This window comes from Parasphingomonas caseinilytica, from assembly GCF_036663755.1.
GTDB lineage: Bacteria > Pseudomonadota > Alphaproteobacteria > Sphingomonadales > Sphingomonadaceae > Sphingomonas.
Genome location: NZ_JAXOJL010000008.1, coordinates 179,123 through 196,603, shown reverse-complemented (window position 1 = coordinate 196,603; position 17,481 = coordinate 179,123). Strand labels below are relative to the sequence as shown.

General features: G+C 66.6%; 14 protein-coding genes. 9 read left to right on the top strand and 5 right to left on the bottom strand.

From position 1 onward, the window contains the following. Positions 1 to 1,398 carry an efflux transporter outer membrane subunit gene (locus U1738_RS16440; protein WP_332790131.1) on the top strand — a complete coding sequence of 466 codons (1,398 nt, stop codon included), beginning with the start codon at positions 1 to 3 and terminating at the stop codon, positions 1,396 to 1,398. A 12-nt stretch (positions 1,399 to 1,410) separates the two neighbouring features. On the opposite strand, the gene msrB is transcribed toward U1738_RS16440, so the two are convergent. Further along, positions 1,411 to 1,860, bottom strand: coding sequence for a peptide-methionine (R)-S-oxide reductase MsrB (msrB, locus tag U1738_RS16435; protein ID WP_332790130.1), 450 nt, complete (start codon positions 1,858 to 1,860; stop codon positions 1,411 to 1,413). Positions 1,861 to 1,954: 94 nt separating this feature from the next. On the opposite strand from msrB, the gene U1738_RS16430 reads away from it, so the two are divergent. The 5 genes from U1738_RS16430 (at position 1,955) to U1738_RS16410 (ending at position 7,113) form a co-directional block, all read left to right on the top strand. Continuing rightward, positions 1,955 to 2,314 (top strand): thiol-disulfide oxidoreductase DCC family protein, encoded by a 360-nt coding sequence (locus U1738_RS16430; protein WP_332790129.1) that lies wholly within the window; start codon positions 1,955 to 1,957, stop codon positions 2,312 to 2,314. Beyond that, a complete protein-coding gene (locus U1738_RS16425) occupies positions 2,311 to 2,805 on the top strand; it encodes a DUF427 domain-containing protein (RefSeq protein WP_332790128.1) in 495 nt (164 codons plus the stop codon). Before U1738_RS16430 ends, U1738_RS16425 begins: the two co-directional genes overlap by 4 nt. A gap of 4 nt (positions 2,806 to 2,809) precedes the next feature. Then, complete coding sequence (locus U1738_RS16420) at positions 2,810 to 4,147, top strand: ABC1 kinase family protein (RefSeq protein WP_332790127.1); 1,338 nt, start codon at positions 2,810 to 2,812, stop codon at positions 4,145 to 4,147. A 78-nt stretch (positions 4,148 to 4,225) separates the two neighbouring features. Beyond that, positions 4,226 to 5,764, top strand: a complete 1,539-nt coding sequence (locus U1738_RS16415; protein WP_332790126.1) for a carboxylesterase/lipase family protein — start codon at positions 4,226 to 4,228, stop codon at positions 5,762 to 5,764. After that, entirely contained in the window at positions 5,740 to 7,113 is a 1,374-nt protein-coding gene (locus U1738_RS16410) for a glycoside hydrolase family 1 protein (RefSeq protein ID WP_332790125.1), read from the top strand. The genes U1738_RS16415 and U1738_RS16410 overlap by 25 nt, the downstream gene beginning before the upstream one ends. Positions 7,114 to 7,163: 50 nt before the next feature. On the opposite strand, the gene U1738_RS16405 is transcribed toward U1738_RS16410, so the two are convergent. Continuing rightward, positions 7,164 to 10,223 carry a TonB-dependent receptor domain-containing protein gene (locus U1738_RS16405; RefSeq protein ID WP_332790124.1) on the bottom strand — a complete coding sequence of 1,020 codons (3,060 nt, stop codon included), beginning with the start codon at positions 10,221 to 10,223 and terminating at the stop codon, positions 7,164 to 7,166. 61 nt (positions 10,224 to 10,284) lie between these two features. Beyond that, positions 10,285 to 11,382: an alpha/beta fold hydrolase gene (locus U1738_RS16400; protein WP_332790123.1), complete on the bottom strand. Its 1,098-nt coding sequence runs from the start codon at positions 11,380 to 11,382 to the stop codon at positions 10,285 to 10,287. A 179-nt stretch (positions 11,383 to 11,561) separates the two neighbouring features. On the opposite strand from U1738_RS16400, the gene U1738_RS16395 reads away from it, so the two are divergent. The 3 genes from U1738_RS16395 (at position 11,562) to U1738_RS16385 (ending at position 14,849) form a co-directional block, all read left to right on the top strand. Further along, positions 11,562 to 12,431: a shikimate dehydrogenase gene (locus U1738_RS16395; protein ID WP_332790122.1), complete on the top strand. Its 870-nt coding sequence runs from the start codon at positions 11,562 to 11,564 to the stop codon at positions 12,429 to 12,431. A gap of 79 nt (positions 12,432 to 12,510) precedes the next feature. After that, on the top strand, positions 12,511 to 13,806 hold the full coding sequence (locus U1738_RS16390) for an MFS transporter (RefSeq protein ID WP_332790121.1): 1,296 nt from the start codon (positions 12,511 to 12,513) through the stop codon (positions 13,804 to 13,806). After that, positions 13,806 to 14,849, top strand: a complete 1,044-nt coding sequence (locus U1738_RS16385; protein ID WP_332790120.1) for a hypothetical protein — start codon at positions 13,806 to 13,808, stop codon at positions 14,847 to 14,849. Before U1738_RS16390 ends, U1738_RS16385 begins: the two co-directional genes overlap by 1 nt. Positions 14,850 to 15,026: 177 nt before the next feature. Here U1738_RS16385 and U1738_RS16380 read toward each other — a convergent pair whose 3' ends face one another. Beyond that, a complete protein-coding gene (locus U1738_RS16380; RefSeq protein WP_332790119.1) occupies positions 15,027 to 15,680 on the bottom strand; it encodes a TetR/AcrR family transcriptional regulator in 654 nt (217 codons plus the stop codon). 66 nt (positions 15,681 to 15,746) lie between these two features. After that, complete coding sequence (locus U1738_RS16375; RefSeq protein ID WP_332790118.1) at positions 15,747 to 17,405, bottom strand: carboxylesterase/lipase family protein; 1,659 nt, start codon at positions 17,403 to 17,405, stop codon at positions 15,747 to 15,749. Positions 17,406 to 17,481 lie beyond the last annotated feature (76 nt).

Genomic DNA, 17,481 nt, shown 5'->3' with positions numbered 1-17,481 from the left:
ATGAAACGCGCTTTGCTCTCCTCCCTCTCCGCGCTGACGCTCGCCGCCTGCGCCGTCGGCCCCAACTATGTCGCGCCGATCCCGGCTCCCAAGGCGACCGCGTCGTTCATCGGCACGGCCAGCCCGAGCGTCGCGGCGACCGCCGCCGACGATCATTGGTGGCGGCTGTACGACGATGCGGTGCTCGACGGCCTCGTCGCCGATGCGCTGAAGGCCAATACCGACATCCGCGTCGCGGTCGCCCGGCTGGATGCCGCCCGCGCATCCTTGCGTGGCGCCCGGACGGACCGTTTGCCGCAGACCAGTATCGGTGCCGGTTACAATTACGGCCGCTCGTCGGCGGTGCAGCGCCTGCCCGGCCTTGCCGTCGAAAATAGCAACGTCGATGTCGGGCTGAGCGTCGCGTACGAGGCCGATCTGTTCGGCCGGGTGAGCCGCAATATCGAGGCGTCGCGCGGTGATGTCGGCGCGGCGGAGGCCGACGCCGATGCGGTGCGCGTCGCGATCGTCGCCGCCACCACGCGCGCCTATGTCGATGCCGCCGCTTCGGCCGAGCGGCTGGCGGTGGCGGAGCGCGTCGTCGCCCTGCTCGACCGGAGCGCGACGCTGACCGGCAAGCGCGTGGCGGCCGGCCGCGCCGCGCCGCTCGATACGATCCGCATCACCACGCTGCGCGATCAGCGCGCGGCCTTGGTGCCTGCGCTTCAGGCCGATCGGCAGGCGGCCCTGTTCCGCCTTGCAACGCTCACCGGCCGCACGCCGCAGGATCTGCCCGCCATCGCCAGCGAACGCACCACCACGCCGCGCCTCACCCAGCCGATCCCGGTCGGCGACGGTGCCGCCTTACTCGCGCGCCGTCCGGACGTGCGGGCGGCCGAACGCCGGCTGGCCGCCTCCACTGCGCGGATCGGAGTTGCCACGGCAGACCTCTATCCGCGTATTTCGCTGGGCGGATCGGTCGGATCGACCGGCACCGGTTTCGGCGACATCTTCGGCGCAGGGCCGCTACGTTGGCTGGTCGGATCGCTGATCAACTGGTCGTTCCCCAATACCAGCGCCGCCCGCGCCCGCATTGCCGGAGCCGAGGCCGACAGCCGCGGCGCGCTCGCGACCTTCGACGGCACGGTGCTGCAGGCATTGCAGGAAACCGAAACCGCGATGTCGACCTATGCCCGCGAACTCGATCGCCGCACCGCGCTTCAGTCGGCACGAAACGGTGCCGAAAAAGCCGCACGCATCACCCGCGCCCGCCAGCGTGAAGGACAGATCGACTTTCTGGACGTGCTAGATGCCGAACGCACCTTCGCCGACGCCGATGCCGATCTCGCCGCCGCCGATGCGCGCATTGCCGGGGCGCAAGTCGATCTGTTCCGCTCGCTAGGGGGCGGCTGGAGCTAGCGCGCTAGACGGTCAGGCGACGTCCTCGACCTGCGGCAGATAGTCGCCATATCCCTCGGCCGCCATGTCGTCGCGATGCACGAAGCGCAGCGAGGCCGAGTTGATGCAATAGCGCAGCCCGCCGCGATCGCGCGGGCCATCGTCGAACACATGGCCCAAATGGCTGTCGCCGTGCTGCGAGCGCACCTCGGTACGCACCATGCCGTGCGAAACGTCGCGGATCTCTTCGACATAAGCCGGCTCGATCGGCTTGGTGAAGCTCGGCCAGCCGCAATGCGAATCGAACTTGTCGGCCGATGCAAACAGCGGCTCGCCCGAGACGATATCGACATAGATGCCGGGCTGCTTGTTATCGAGATACTTGCCGGTGCCCGGCCGCTCGGTGCCACTCTGCTGCGTCACATGGAACTGTTCGGGCGAAAGCGCGGTGATCGCTTCGGCGGTCTTGCTGTACTTGGTCATGGGCGGATCTCCTATCCCGTCCTAAATGGGAAGCCCTTCGAATATTTCCATCGCCTGCGGTGCGGATCGACCACGAACTCCCTACATCCAAGGCATGAACCAACTGACCGTCTGGCACGACGGCGCATGCCCGTTGTGCCGCCGTGAGATCGCCCTGATGCGACGGCTCGACCGGGCCGGTGCCATCCGGTTCGTCGATGCGGCGGATGGCGATAGCCTGTGCCCGATCGACCGCGCCGACCTGCTCGCGCGGTTCCATGCCCGCGAGAACGGCGTGATGCTGTCGGGGGCCGCAGCCTTTGCGGCGATGTGGCGGGCGATCCCGCTGCTGCGTCCGCTCGGGCTCGCGGCACGACGACCATGGGTGCTGGCGTTGCTCGAACGCGCCTATCTCCGATTTCTCCGCATTCGCCCCCGACTGCAACGCCTCGCCGGCCAAAGGTCCGCGACATGAGGCCGCGCCCCGATCCCGCGGGTCCGGGCCAGGAAAGCGTCTGGTCCTTCCCGCGACCAGCCATTGCCGAGCCGAGCGCCTCGCGCATCAAGATCGAGCATCATGGCATCGTCGTCGCCTCCTCCCGCGCCTGCATCCGCACGCTCGAGACCAGCCATCCGCCAAGCTATTACATTCCGCCCTCCGACATCGCGCCGGGGGTGCTGCGCCGGGCGGCGGGCAGTTCGTTCTGCGAATGGAAGGGTGCCGCGAGCTATTGGGATGTCGTGATCGGCGATGTGGTGCTGCCGCGCGTCGGCTGGAGCTATGCCAATCCCAGTCCGGCCTTCGCGATCCTGCGGGATCACGTCGCTTTCTATGCCGGCCCGTTCGATCGCTGCAGCGTCGATGGCGAGACGGTGGTGCCGCAGCCCGGCGATTTCTATGGCGGCTGGATTACCGGGGCGTTGGCCGGCCCGTTCAAGGGCGTCCCGGGAAGCCGGGGCTGGTGATTTCATGAGCGACGAAGATCCGGACACCAAGGGCCGCGCGGTGCCGAGTGGGCGCCTGTCGCGCTTCGGCCATTTCGGGTGGCTGGCGGGTGGCGTCGCCGGTGGTATGCTGGCCGAGGGCGCGCGCCGGCTGGCCGACGGCGAACGCCCCCGCATGCGCGACATGCTGCTGACGCCGGGGAATGTCGGGCGCATCGCCGATCGCCTGTCGCATCTGCGCGGCGCGGCGATGAAGCTCGGCCAGATGATTTCGATGGACGCAGGCGACATGCTGCCGCCCGAACTGGCGGAGATCATGGCGCGGCTGCGACAGAACGCGCACCGCATGCCGCCGCAACAACTCCAGCAGATCCTTGCGACGCATTGGGGCAAGGATTGGCGAACGCGCTTCGCGCGCTTCGACGCCACGCCGATCGCCGCCGCCTCGATCGGGCAGGTCCACCGCGCGCAGACGCGCGACGGTCGCGATCTCGCGATCAAGGTGCAATATCCCGGTGTGCGCGAGAGCATCGACGCCGATGTCGACAATGTCGCGACTCTCTTGCGCGTGTCCGGCCTGTTGCCGCGCGAACTCGATGTCGCGCCTTTGTTGCTCGCGGCCAAGGCCCAGTTGCACGAAGAGGCCGATTACATCCGGGAGGGCGGGCAGATGACGCTGTTCGGCACGCTGCTCGCCGATTCGCCGGATTATGTCGTGCCGAAGCTCGACACGGAATTCACCACCGACCGCGTCCTCGCGATGAGTTTCGTCGAAGGCCGGCCGATCGAGAGCCTGGTTGATGCGCCACAGGAAACGCGCGATACGGCGATGGCCTCGCTGATCGCGCTGCTGCTGCGCGAACTGTTCGAATTCGGCGTGATGCAGACCGACCCCAATTTCGCCAATTATCGCTACCAGCCCGAAACCGGCCGGCTGGTGTTGCTCGATTTCGGGGCGTCGCGGCCTGTCGAAAAGGCAATCGCGGCCGGATATCTGGCGCTGCTCCGCGCGATGATCGATGGACGCCGCGACGACGCGCGCGAGGCGGCGGTCGCGGCCGGTTTTGTCGGCCCGGGCGCGATCGCAAATCATCGTGCGCGGATCGACCGGATGATCGACATCGTCATCGCGGAACTGCGCAAGCCCGGCGCGTTCGACTTCGGCGACCGGGCGTTCGTCGGCGTGTTGCGCGATGAGGGCATGGACGTCGCCGCCGACCAGTCGGCCTGGCACATCCCGCCGGCCGAGATCCTGTTCATCCAGCGCAAGATCAGCGGCACCGCTCTGCTTGCGACCCGGCTGAAGGCCCGCGTCGATGTGCGTGCGATGATCGACCCCTATTTCGCAAAACACATTGACTAATTCATGAATTAAGATCCTAATCGCCATCGACGGATCGCGAGTATCGCTCGACGAACCGCGCCGATGGAGAGGAACCCGATGCTGTTGCGCCTGCTGTCCACGATCGCGCTGTCTGCCGCGCTGCCCGCCGCTGTGATCGCCACCCCTGCAAACGCCCAAACGCAATCGCCGCAAGCGAAGATCGATACGGGCACCGTATCGGGCACCACCGAAGGCCCGCTTGCCGTCTTCCGTGGCATCCCGTTCGCCGCGCCGCCGCAGGGGCCACTCCGCTGGAAGGCACCGCGGCCTGCTTTGCCTTGGACCGGCATCCGCGAGGCGCGCAGCTTCGGCGCGGCCTGCCCGCAGGGGCCGGAGCATAAGGAGGCTTGGGCGCAGGTCGGCCCGATGAGCGAGGATTGCCTGTTCCTCAACGTCTGGCGGCCGAAGCGCGCGGGCAGATATCCGGTGATGGTGTTCCTCCACGGCGGCGGCTTCACCTATGGCGCGGCCGGCGTGCCGCTGTACGACGGCGCGGCCCTGGCGGCGCGCGGCGTGGTGATCGTGACCGTGAATTATCGCCTCGGCCGGCTGGGCTTCTTCGCCCATCCCGCGCTGACCCGCGAGGACCCGACGGGACAACTCGGAAATTACGCGATCATGGACCAGATCGCGGCGCTCAAATGGGTCAAGCGCAACATCGCGAACTTCGCCGGCGATCCCGCGAACGTCACCTTGTTCGGCGAATCCGCCGGCGCGGGATCGGTGCAGATCCTGATGGGCTCGCCGCTATCGGCCGGTCTGTTCCACAAGGCGATTTCGGAATCCGGCGCGGGCGGCAGCGCGCTGTTCCCGATCCGCGGCGGTGCGATCAGCGCCGAGAAACTGGGCGAGCTATGGGCGGGCGGCCTCGGCCTCAAGGATGCCACGCCCGAACAACTGCGCGCCATTCCCTTGGCGGATGTGGTGAAGAACGGCCGAGCCTTCCCCTTCATCGACGGCAAGGTCGTCGTGCGCAGCCCGGGCGAGCCGTTCTATCAGGGCAAGGAGATGCGCATCCCGCTCATCATCGGCGGGAATTCCAACGAATCGAGTCTCGGCGGCATGACCGAGGCCAATGCCAGGATCCTGCTCGGCCCGGCCTTTCCGGATCTGCTCGCCGGCTATGTCTCGTACACCGGCAAGGCACCGGCCGCCGCCGCGATCGATCTCGCCGAGGATGCCGGGTTCGTGCTGCCGTCCTTCGCGCTGGCGGACAAGCATGCGGCCGCCGGAGCCAAGGCGTTCGTCTATTATTTCGATCAGGTGCCGGTGGATCAGCGCGCCGGATCGGCCGGAACCGATCATGGCGGCGAACTGGAATATGTCTTCGGCACCAAGGCGGCGGCGCATCGCTGGGACGCCGAGGATGCCAAGGTATCGCAGATGATGGGCGATTATTGGGTGCGCTTCGCCCGCACCGGCGATCCCAACGGCAGCGGTGCGCCACGCTGGCCCGCCGTGACGACGCAGCCGACCGCGTATCTGTCCGTCGGAGCCGACACCAAGGCGGCGCGCCTGCAACCGATCCAGGAACAGGCCAAGGCAGCGACGATGGCGGACTCGGTCAGGAAATGGGCGGCGATGCCCCGGCCCTGACGCTGGCGATCGAAGGAAGGTTCGTGATGGCATCGAACGACCAGCCCAGCCGGCGGCACATCGTCGCCGGCGCGACCGGCCTGCTCGCCGTGGGAGCGATCCCGTTGGCCGCCGCTGCAGCCGGGCGACCCGCGCCGAAGGATTTCCTGTGGGGCACGGCGATCTCCGCGCACCAGAGCGAGGGCGGCAACACCAATTCGGACAGCTGGCTGCTGGAAACGGGCACGCCCACCGCGTTCGAGGATCCGTCCGGCGACGCCTGCGACAGCTATCATCGTTACGCGGAAGATCTCGACATCGCCGGGCGGCTGGGGCTCAATTGCTATCGGTTCGGGATCGAATGGGCGCGGATCGAGCCGGCGGAGGGCATGTTCTCGCAAGCCGCGCTCGACCATTACGTCCGCGTGCTGGAGGCGTGCCACGCGCGCAAGCTGTTGCCGATCGTAACCTACAACCACTTCACCGTGCCCCTGTGGTTCGCGATGCACGGCGGGTTCGAGGTGGCGGACGGGGCCGATCTGTTCGCCCGTTTCTGCGGGCGAGCGACGGAGCATCTCGGGCATCTGATCGGCATGGCCTCGACCTTCAACGAGGCCAATATCGTCCTCTTGCGCAAGGTCCTGCCGCGCTTCGCCAGCGATGCGGCGGCGGCGAATGCTCGGGCGATGATCGCGGCGGCGGCGCGGCGCACCGCCTCGCCCGCTTTCTCGTCGATGCTGTTCGGCGATCCCGACAGGATCAGCACGGTGATGCTCGACGCGCATGCCAAGGGCTACGCCGCGATCAAGGCCGTGCGAGCCGACTTGCCCGTCGGCGTGACGCTATCGATGCAGGAAATCCAGGGCGTCGGCCCGGACAATCTCGCCGCACAGGCCGAGCGGACGATGTACGGCGGCTGGATCGAGGCGGCGAACGCATCCGATTTCGTCGGCGTGCAGACCTATTCGCGGCTACGCATCGACGCCCGGGGTTTGATGAAATCCGAACCCGGCGTTCCGCTCACCGACATGGGCTATGAGAATTATCCGCACGCGATCGGTGCCACGATCCGTTACGCCGCCAAGCATATAGATCGCCCGATCTACCTCACCGAAACCGGCATCGCCGCCGAGGATGATGCGATCCGCGTAAGGTTCATCGCCGATACGCTAGCCGAGGTGCGCAAATGCATCGACGAAGGGATCGCGGTGAAGGGCTATCTCTATTGGTCGCTGCTCGACAATTTCGAATGGACCTCGGGATACGCCAAGAAATTCGGCCTGGTCGCGGTCGATCGCAAGACCTTCCGCCGCACGCTCAAGCCCAGCGCGCGCTATCTCGGCATGCGGGCCAAGGCGAACCTGTTGTAGGAAAACGATGGCGCGGCCTCCGGTCGAAAACCGGGGCCGCGCCGTTTAGCTCAGAAGCCGAACTTGACGCCCACGTAGAAGGAGCGGCCGATCGGATCGTATAGGGCGACATCGGTGCCGTTCTGCGAACTCGCGACGATCGGCAGGCCCTTGTCGAGCAAATTGTTGACGCCGCCACGGATCTCGAAGCGCTTGTTCACCTTGGTCGACAGGAAGAGATCGAACAGCGAATAAGCAGGCACGCCGGCCTGCGCGGTGGCGGGCGTCAGCACCGAGCTGACATCGGACAACGGACCCTGATAGCGCCAGCGCAGGCCGAGCCCGAACCCATCCGAACGATAGCCGATCGTCGTCAGCGCCTTCCACCGTGGCGTCGCGCGCGGCGGCACGGCCCCGGTTCCGGCACCACCGTTGCTGACCCCGGTATAATCCAGGAATGCCGTATTCGGCAGCAATTGCACCTTGTAGCTGCGCGTCCAGCCGATCGACGTATCGGCATAGACCTTGCCCGTCGAACCGCCGACCGCCACCGGCAGGCCGAGATGCGCCTGAATCTCGACGCCGTCGGTCTTCAGTCCGCCGAGGTTGAGATACGGCGTCGACACCGTGACGATCTGGCCCGTCGCATCGCGCTGGATCAATTGGCAATACGGATTGCTGTTGGCGTAGGTCGGGTTGGAACCGTCGAGGTTGAAGCATTTCGACAGCACGGTCAGGCCCGGCACGGACGAGATCACGTTCTTGATGTTGATGTTGTAATAATCGACCGACAGCGAGAAATCGCGGAAGAAGCCGGACTTGATCGGCGAATTGAGCACCAGCCCGAAATTGTAGGTGTTGGCCTTTTCCGGGGTCAGCCCGGTATTGCCGGTGATCGTCTGGCCGGTCGCCGTGGTCGGGAAGGTATAGCTGCCGATCGCGGCGGCGGGCACGCCCTGCGCCACGCACAAGGTGCTGACCTGCGCGCCATTCGCCCCGGTGCGGGCGGTCGAGCGGATATCGCACGGATCGCCGAGCGAGGCCGGCGGCGTGCCGATCACCAACTGCGTGCCCGATGCCGGGGCGAACAGTTCGCCGATGTTCGGCGCACGCACCGCGCGCTGATAGCTACCACGGAACAGGAGCGGTTCGACCGGCCGCCAGCGCGCATCGCCCTCGAAGCTGGTCACGGTGCCGGTGGTCGAATAGTCCGATACGCGCACCGCGCCGCCGATGCCGAGTTCCTCGAAGAACGGCTTGCCCGAGATCAACGGGATATCGAGCTGCGCCGCCGCTTCCTTCAGCGAGATCGCGCCGCGCGCACCCTGCGAGGCGATGATCGATTCGAGATTCTGCGCCGCCAGATCGCTGTCGGGGACGTAGCTGTAGCTGTTGCGGCGATAATCGGCGACGAAGGCGATCTGGGCCGGGCCGGCCCCCAGATCGAACAGCTTGCCGTTGATCTGCGCCTGCACCTGCGTCTGCGACACCTTTTCGCGCGAGAAGGCATCCTTGGTGATGTAGTTGACGCACGCTTGCGACAGGCTGCGCGCATTGGCATCGCCGAACGGGTTGAAGCCGCCCGCGCACAGCGCATTGCCGCCGTCGGTCGCGCTCAACAAATTCTGCACCCGGCTTTTCACGATGGCCGAATGGATCGTCTGGTTGTGGACGGATTCGTCGTACGATCCGTAGGCGTCGAACGTCCAGCCGCTCGCGATCTCGCCACGCACACCGGCCAGATATTGCTGGACGTTATACTGCTCCTCGAAATTCTTGTACGGCACGCCGACATAGCGGCCGTTCCAGGTGAAGTTGGCGGCGGCGTTGGGCCGCGACGCCAGGATCGTGCGCAGGTCGGTCGGGATGAACGGGTTGGTGACGGGGATGCTGGTCAGCGCACCGAACTGCGTCAGGCTGCCGCCGCTCGCCGTATGAACGCTCAGATCGACATACATGAACTGGCCATACGCGGTGATGCCCGGTGCCAGCTCGTAATCCGCTTTAAGGAACGCCGTCTTGCGGTTCAGGCCGTTATAGAAGTCGATCTGCTGCCCCACCGGCATGCGCACATTGTTGTTGACGAGCAGATAGCCCTGTCCGTTCGTCGGTCCTCGATAATTGACCGCGCCGGTCTGCACGAACAGCGAACGATCGTCGTTGAAGCCCAGATTGAGCAGCGGATTGATCGTGCTGGTCACGCCGTAGCGCGCGAACACGCCCTGCACGACGGCGGCGTTGGGGGCGTTGGTCGCGCTGGGGACGAAGGTGCCGGTGCCGATAAAGGACGACGGCGTCTTGTCGTAGAAGAAGCTGCGCGCGCTGCCGTTGATCGGGTTCTGCTTGGCATAGCTGAACGCGGCCGTCACATGGCCGCGATCCTCCGCGAAGGTCGATCCGAACGCGAGCGATCCGTTGAAGCGATAGCCGTCGCCGCGCTCGCTGATCGTGTTCAGCAGGTCGATCTTGAAGCCGTCCAGCTTGCGCACGGTCTTGAAGTTGACCACGCCGGACATCGCGTCCGATCCGTAGACCGCCGACGCGCCGCCGGTGATCACGTCGATCCCGTCGATGATCGCCTCGGGCAGGATGTTGATGTCGACGTTACCGTTGATGTCCGACGCCGGCAGCCGCCGCCCGTCGAGCAGCACGAGGTTGCGGTTGGTGCCGAGGCCATGAAGGTTGATCGAGGCGCGACCGCCGGTGCCCTGCCCGCCGGTGCCGGCATTGCCGCCCGTCGTGAAGCTCGGGAACTGGTTCAGCGCATCCTGCAGCGTAGCGACGCCGGCTTCCTTGATCGCGGCATCGCCCACGCTGATGATCGGGCTGACCGAGGTGTTGTTCGGGCGCTGGATCAGCGATCCGGTGACGACGATGTCGGATTCGCTGCTGGTGTCGGCAGCGGCCGGTTGTGCAACAGCGGCACGGGCGGCGTCGGTCTGCGCGGCGGCGGTGGTCGCTTCGCCGGGCGTCGTCACTTGGTCGGTGGTCGTCTTCGGTCCCTGCGTGCCGATATCCTGCGCGGCGGCCGGCGTGGCGGCCAGGCCGATCGCCAGCGCGGCGACGCCGACCGCCAGCGCGCGGCGCGATGCGGATTGCGCCAGGATCCGGCGCGTTGTCATGCTCGTCATGGATTATCCTCCCTCTGATGTTCGCCCGCCGGTTCGCTCCGGCGTCGCGTCGTGATCTCTTTCAGCGCTTCCGGTCGCCGATCTGTGCGTCGATGAAATCCACGGCGGTGCGCAGCGCCAGCTTGCTCGCATCGCGCGTCGCCTCGGGCGTCTTGCCGATCCAGCTATGGTCAACGCCGGGAATGACGATCTTGCGCACCGACACACCCTTGGCGCGCAAGGCCGCGTCGAACGTCTCGGTCTGCGCCTCGGGCACCGTCTGGTCGTCGCTGCCGTGCATCAGCAGGAACGGCGGGTCGCTGCGATCGACATAGGTCACCGGCGAGGCGAAGGCGCGCTGTTCGGGCGTGCAATCTCCGGCGGGGCAGCCGAGGAACAGATTGTCCGCGCTCGGGCCCGGCGGCATGCCGGGGGGCGGGCTGGTGCGTTTCGGCATCATGGCGAAATCGTAGATGCCGAACCAGCCGACCACCGCCTGCACGCAGTCCGACGCCTGGTCGCTGCCCGCCGCGGTCGATGCCACGGTCTCGACATTCGCGGTCTTCGGCACGATCCGCGCGCCGGGTTCCAGCGCGGCGACGTTGCAGCTCACCCCGGCCAGCGCCGCGAGATGCCCGCCGGCCGACTGACCCCAGATCGCCGCCCGCTTCGGATCGATATTATAGGTCGCGGCACGGGCGCGCAGCCAGCGGATGCCGGCCTTCACGTCCTGGATCGCGGCCGGAAACGGTGCCTCGCGCGAGAAGCGATACGACACGCTGGCGACGACATAACCCCTGGCAGCAAGGCTCGCGAGCACCTTGGGCCAGTCGACATAGGCGGCGCTGCGACGCGGCCCGCCCGCCATCCATCCGCCGCCATGCACATAGACGATCAGCGGGCGCGGGCCGGCCGAGGCGAAGCTGGCCGGCGGCAGGAACAGATCGAGTTTCAGCGGACGATAGCCCGGCAATGTCTGATAGGTGATGTCGGGATAGCCGGCCACGCCATCGGTGAACTGCACCTTCGTCGTCGCGAAGGAATCCGCGCCGACCGCCTGCACGCTCGCACCGATCACCGCCGCATCGGCGATCTCTTTGCCGCTGCTTTGCGCCAGTGCCGGTCCGGCCAGCGGCGTCAGCAGCAATGCTGTGGTGGCAATCGCGAGTCGCAGGCCCATCCCCATCCCCTTCAATCCGACGCTCTGCGGCGTCCGTCCGGGCGTTTGCCGATCCGATGATCGCCGCCCGTTGACATTTGATGTACGAAATGGTTCGTACCGAGTCAATTCCGATTTCAAATCGATTGGCAAACGACCCGGACGATGGTCGTATACGCCGCACAGGGGAGGTTGCAGCCGTGACGGACACAGCAGGGGCGGAGGAGTCCGCAGGCGCCGACGCCGCCACGTCACCGATCCTGACGGGCCTGATCGGCATGGACATCCAGGGATCGCGCTCGCCCGAAATGCATGAGCGCGAGGCGGCGGCGCAGGGCATCGCGCTCCACTATCGCCTGCTCGATCTCGCCGTTCCGCCCCACACCGCCGACGATCTCGCCGCCACGCTCGATACGGCGAAGCGCTCGGGCTTTGCCGGCGTCAACGTCACCCATCCGTTCAAGCAACGCATCATCGCCCTGCTCGACGAGCTCAGCGATGAGGCGCGCGCGATCGGCGCGGTGAACACCGTCGTCTTTCAGAATGGACGCAGCACCGGGCACAACACCGATTCCTATGGCTTCGGCGAGGGGTTCGAGCGGCAATTGGGCGGCGTCGCGCTGAACCGCGTCGTGCAGGTCGGCGCCGGCGGCGCGGGGGCCGCGACGGCGATGGCGATGGTCAAGCTGGGCTGCCGCGATCTGGTGATCGTCGATCCGCAGGCGAACCGTGCCGCCGATCTCGTCGGCCGCCTGCCTGGCGGCGTCGCCCGCGCCGCCACGCGCGATATCGCCGACGAACTGGCCGGGGCGGACGGCATCATCAACGCCACGCCGATCGGCATGCAGGGGCATCCCGGCATGCCGATCGATCCCGCATTGCTGCGCGCCGAGATGTGGGTCGCCGACGTCGTCTATTTCCCACTCGAGACCGAATTGCTGCGCGCCGCCCGCGCCGCCGGATGCCGCACCGCGCATGGCGGCGACATGGCGGTGTTCCAGGCGGCACGCGCCTTCGACCTGTTCACCGGCCACGCCGCCGATCGCCAGCGCATGGCGGCCGGTTTCTGATTTCCCCGCTACAGACGAGAAGCGCGGCAAGGGCGTCGATCAGAACGCCCACCGCAAGAGAGGATGAGAGATGCAGGACATGACCGCGCGCCGAACCGCCCCGGCAGGCCAACGCCCTACCCGCGCGCGCTTCGCCATGCTCGGCCTGATCGCGACGGGAACGCTGGTCAATTATCTCGACCGCACCGTGCTGGGCATCGCCGCGCCCGCGCTGACCAAGGAACTGGCGATCAATTCCGCGGTGATGGGCCTCGTCTTCTCCGCTTTCTCCTGGAGCTATGCCGCGTCGCAAATCCCCGGCGGCCTGTTCCTCGATCGCTTCGGCACACGCCTCACCTACGCCCTGTCGGTCGGCTTCTGGTCGCTGTTCACCCTGCTCCACGCTCTGGTCGGCGGCCTCGCATCTTTGCTCGGGCTGCGGCTCGCGCTCGGCATCGCCGAGGCTCCGTGCTTTCCCGCCAACAGCCGCGTCGTCGCCACCTGGTTCCCGCAATCGGAGCGCGCCTTCGCCACCGGCGTCTACACGGTCGGCGAATATATCGGCCTCGCTTTTCTCAGCCCGTTATTGTTCTGGCTGCTGGCGAACCATGGCTGGCGCTCTCTGTTCATCGTCTGCGGGCTGGTCGGCTTCGCATTCGTGCTTGTCTGGCTCGCACGGTACCGCGAACCCGGCGACCATAGAAACGTCAACGCCGCCGAACTCGATCTCATCGCGGAGGGCGGCGGGCTGGTCGGCGGTGGTGCCAAGGGCGGCAAGATCGACTGGAGCAAGGCCGGCAAGCTGCTGCGCTTCCGCCAGATGTGGGGCATCTGCATCGGCCAGTTCGCCGGCAATTCGACTCTGGTCTTCTTCCTCACCTGGTTCCCGACCTATCTCGCGACCGAGCGCCACATGGCCTTCCTCAAGATCGGTTTCTACGCGGTGCTGCCGTTCATCGCGGCATCGGTCGGCGTGCTGTTCGGCGGGTGGTGGTCGGATACGATGCTGCGCCGGGGGATGTCCGCCAACATCGCGCGCAAGGTGCCGATCATCACCGGCCTGCTACTCGCCTCCACGATCATCGCGGCCAACTTCGTCGATTCGAACAATGCAGTGATCGCGATCCTGTCGCTCGCTTTCTTCGCGCAGGGCATGGCCGCCTTGGGCTGGACATTGGTGTCGGACATCGCACCGCGCGGCATGCTCGGGCTGACCGGCGGCATCTTCAATCTCGCCGCCAATCTCGCCGGGATCATCACGCCTCTGGTGATCGGCGCGATCGTCGCGGCGACGGGGTCGTTCTTCTATGCGCTCGCCTATGTCGGCGGTCTCGCGATCGTCGGGGCGCTCGCCTACATTTTCGTACTCGGCGACGTGAAGCGTATCGAATTGTGATGCTGCTGGCGGCATTGCTGGCGCTGGCGGCCCCCGCCGCGCCGTGTCCGAACGGCACCGCGCTCTCTTATGTCTGCGGCACGGCGCACCCCGAGGATATCGTCGCCATCCCCGGCACGCGCTGGATGATCGCCAGCGGCTTCGCGCAAGGTGCCGGCCTGAAACTGGTCGACACGACAAATCGGCAAGCGACGCTCTGGTATGACGGCAGCGCGGCGCAGATTGATCCCGACCGCACCACCTATCCCGGCTGCCCCGTCCCGGTCGATCCCGCTTTGTTCAACGCGCGCGGCCTCAGCCTGCGCAAGATTGGCGACGGCCGCTACACTCTCCACGTCGTCAATCACGGCGGGCGCGAATCGATCGAGATCTTCGACGTGACGCTGAGCGGCGACCGCCCCGCCCTGCGCTGGCGCGGCTGCCGCCTGATGCCGCCCGGACAGGTCGGCAACGCCGTCGCGACCTTCGCCGACGGCACGATGCTCGTGACCGTCCTGACGCGCCCCGGCACCACGATCGCCGATTTCGTGCTCGGGAAACGCACCGGCGCGGTGTGGCAATGGGCCCCCGGTGCCAGCGCCTTCACCGAGCTTCCCGGCACGCAACTGCCCGGCAATAACGGGCTCGAAACCGATCCCGACGAGCGCCATTTCTACGTCGTCGCCTTCGGCTGGCACGCCGTCTTGGTTTATGATCGGCGACACCCGAAAAAGCCCGTGCGGACGATCGAGATGCCCGGCTTCATGCCCGACAATGTGCACTGGACGGACAATCGTCTCGTCGCCGCCGGGATGCGCCTCGACGAACCCGCTTGTGGCGGCCTGCGCAAGGTCTTGAGTGGCGAGGCCGACAAGATGCTCTGCCATCGCGGCTATGTCGTCGCGGCGATCGATCCCGTCTCGGGCACGGTATCAACCCTCGCCTACGGCGCGCCGGAAGAGGCGTTCAACGGCGTCTCGGCGGCGGCGATCGGCGGCGACACCTTATGGCTGGGATCGTACCAGGCCGATCGCCTGGCCTATCGCACCCTGCCCGGCCGCTAGAGCAAGATGATTTTGGTTTGAATCGCGGTTTCCCTACACCGTCATTCCCGCGAAGGCGGGAATCCATACTGGCTGAACTGAGTGGGTCTCATGACGTGCAGTGATTATGGATTTCCGCCTTCGCGGGAATGACGGACAATTTGGTTTGACCTCATATCATCACGCTCTAGCGCACGATCACACCGGGCGGCAGGACGCCAGCACCACCCCGACGACCTGTTCCCGCCGCCGTTCCACCGCCTCGGGCGACACCATGTCGCGGCGGAAGATTTCGGAAAAGGTATAGCGGTTCGAAACGTTGTAGAAGCACAGGGCGCTGATCGTCATGTGCAGTTCGATCGGATCAAGATCGGCGCGGAACACGCCTTCGTCGCGGCCCTTGGCGATGATCTCGCCCAGCACGCGGATCACGCTCTCGTTGCGTCGCTTGATGCCCACGACATGCTTGATGAACTCGCCGTGGTGCATGTTCTCGTTCATCACCAGCCGGACGAATTCTGGATGGCCGTGGTGATAATCGAAGGTCAGCCGGATATTGGCCTTCAGCGCTTCTTCCGCGCCCATCGTCTCGATCGGCATCGCCGTCTCGGTCTCGCGAATGCGGGTATAGGCCTCCTCCAGCACGGCGCGATACAGCCCCTCCTTGCTCGCGAAATGATAATAGATCATCCGCTTGCTCGTGTTGGTGCGCTCGGCGATCTCGTCGATGCGCGCGCCGCTCAGCCCCTTGTCGGAGAATTCCTGCCGGGCGACCTCCAGGATGTTAGCCTTCGTCGCCTCCGAATCCGCGGCCCTCGTGCCGCGCGGCTCTGCTGTCGTCGCGATGGTCAATGGTCCCTACCCGATCTGCCGCCATACCGCGTACGGCCAAGCTTGGCCGCGATCAACCTGCGGCGTTCAATCGCGCGGGCCGGCGGGCCGCGACGGCACCGGCGTGCGCGCGATCGGATGCGCCTCCAGCCAGTCGAGCCGCGCGGTATCGATGTCGCGCACGGCGATATTATCCCCGAACGCCATCTCGCGCTGCCGCCGTGGCGTCCACGCGGGCCAGTCCGCGCCGGGCCGCCCATCGCGCGCGAACGCGATCAGGTGATCCATCATCGTGTCGGACAGCGTGCGATCGTACGCCGTCCAGTCCCGCGTCCGGCGCGCGCGGTTGTAGACGTCCAGCGAACCCAGCCAGTACGGAATATCGCCGGTATGATACGCGCCCACCGTCGCCGGATTCTGGTCGGCGAAGGTCACGCCCGGCGTATAGGGGTGCTTGCGCGAGAATTCGTCGAGATAGGCCGGCTGGCCGATCGCCGCCTGATCGCGCGCGCATTGCCGCGAGGCCAGCGCAAAGCCGCCGAGATGCGCGACCATGTGCCCCATCGCCTTCACCTCGACATCGGCCTTCGCCGGAAAGCGTTTCAGGAACGCATCGGCATCGCCGCCGAACGCCGCCCGCGCCGCCTCTCGATATTCCATCAGCGTCGCGACATGGCCGAACGGGCTCATCAGGATATCGATATCGTCGGTGTTCGAACTGGCGATGATCGGCACGCGGTTGATCCGCCCCACCGCCAGCAAGGCCGCCTTCTGCTCCGGCAGCACCAGCCCGTCCACGATCGGCCCGCCGATGCGAACCCCGGCGACGTTCGCACCCAACTGGCTTTCGCTCTGGATCGCCAGGATCCGGTCGGCGGGAATGGCACGCATCGCCGTCAGCGACTCCGCCTTCAGCCGCTGCTGCACCGCGACGCCCACCGCCTCGGCCTCGGACAGCGTCGGCATCACGTCGCGGTAATTGCACCAGCTCGTCATCGCGGCGCTGCGGAACAGGCCCTTGGCTTCGGGCGAAAAGATCATCGCCGCGACCGACAGTGCGCCCGCCGATTGCCCGACGATCGTCACCTGGTCGGGATCGCCCCCGAACGCGGCGATGTTCGCGCGCACCCAGCGGAGCGCCGCGATCTGGTCCATCAGCGCGTAATTGCCCGAATGCCCGCCTTGCTCGCGGCTGAGATCGGGGTGCGCCAGGAACCCGAACGCGCCCACGCGGTAATTGAAATTGACGAACACCGCCCCGCGTCGCGCCACGTCCGCGCCACCGTAATTCGGCATGCCGGCCGATCCGATCGTGAAGCCGCCGCCATAGATGAACACCACGACCGGCAGTTTCGCGGCCGGTTTGGCGGCGGGTGTCCAGATGTTCATGTAGAGGCAGTCCTCCGACGTCGCCTCCTCGCCGAAATAATGATTGATGCCGTGCGGTCGCAGCACCTGAATGCATTCCGGCCCGGTGCGATCGGCATTGCGCACGCCGCTCCAGGCGATTTCGCGCGGTGCCGCCCAGCGCCGCTCGCCGACCGGCGGCGCGGCATAGGGGATGCCGAGATACGCCCGCACGCCGTCCGCGATCTGCGTACCGGCGATCGCACCCGATTGCGTCCGCACCGGGTCCGACGCGATCGGCTTCATCGCCTCCCCGCGAATCGGGTCCGCCAGGGTATGGTTCGGGGTGTCGTTCGCCATCGCGGTGGCGGCAGAAACGGCCAGAAGGGCGGATGCCATGAGCATCCTCACATGCGCTTTCATTGATCCTCCTGACCGGGCGCAACGAACCTCTTGCCGATTTCAGCCCCGGAGC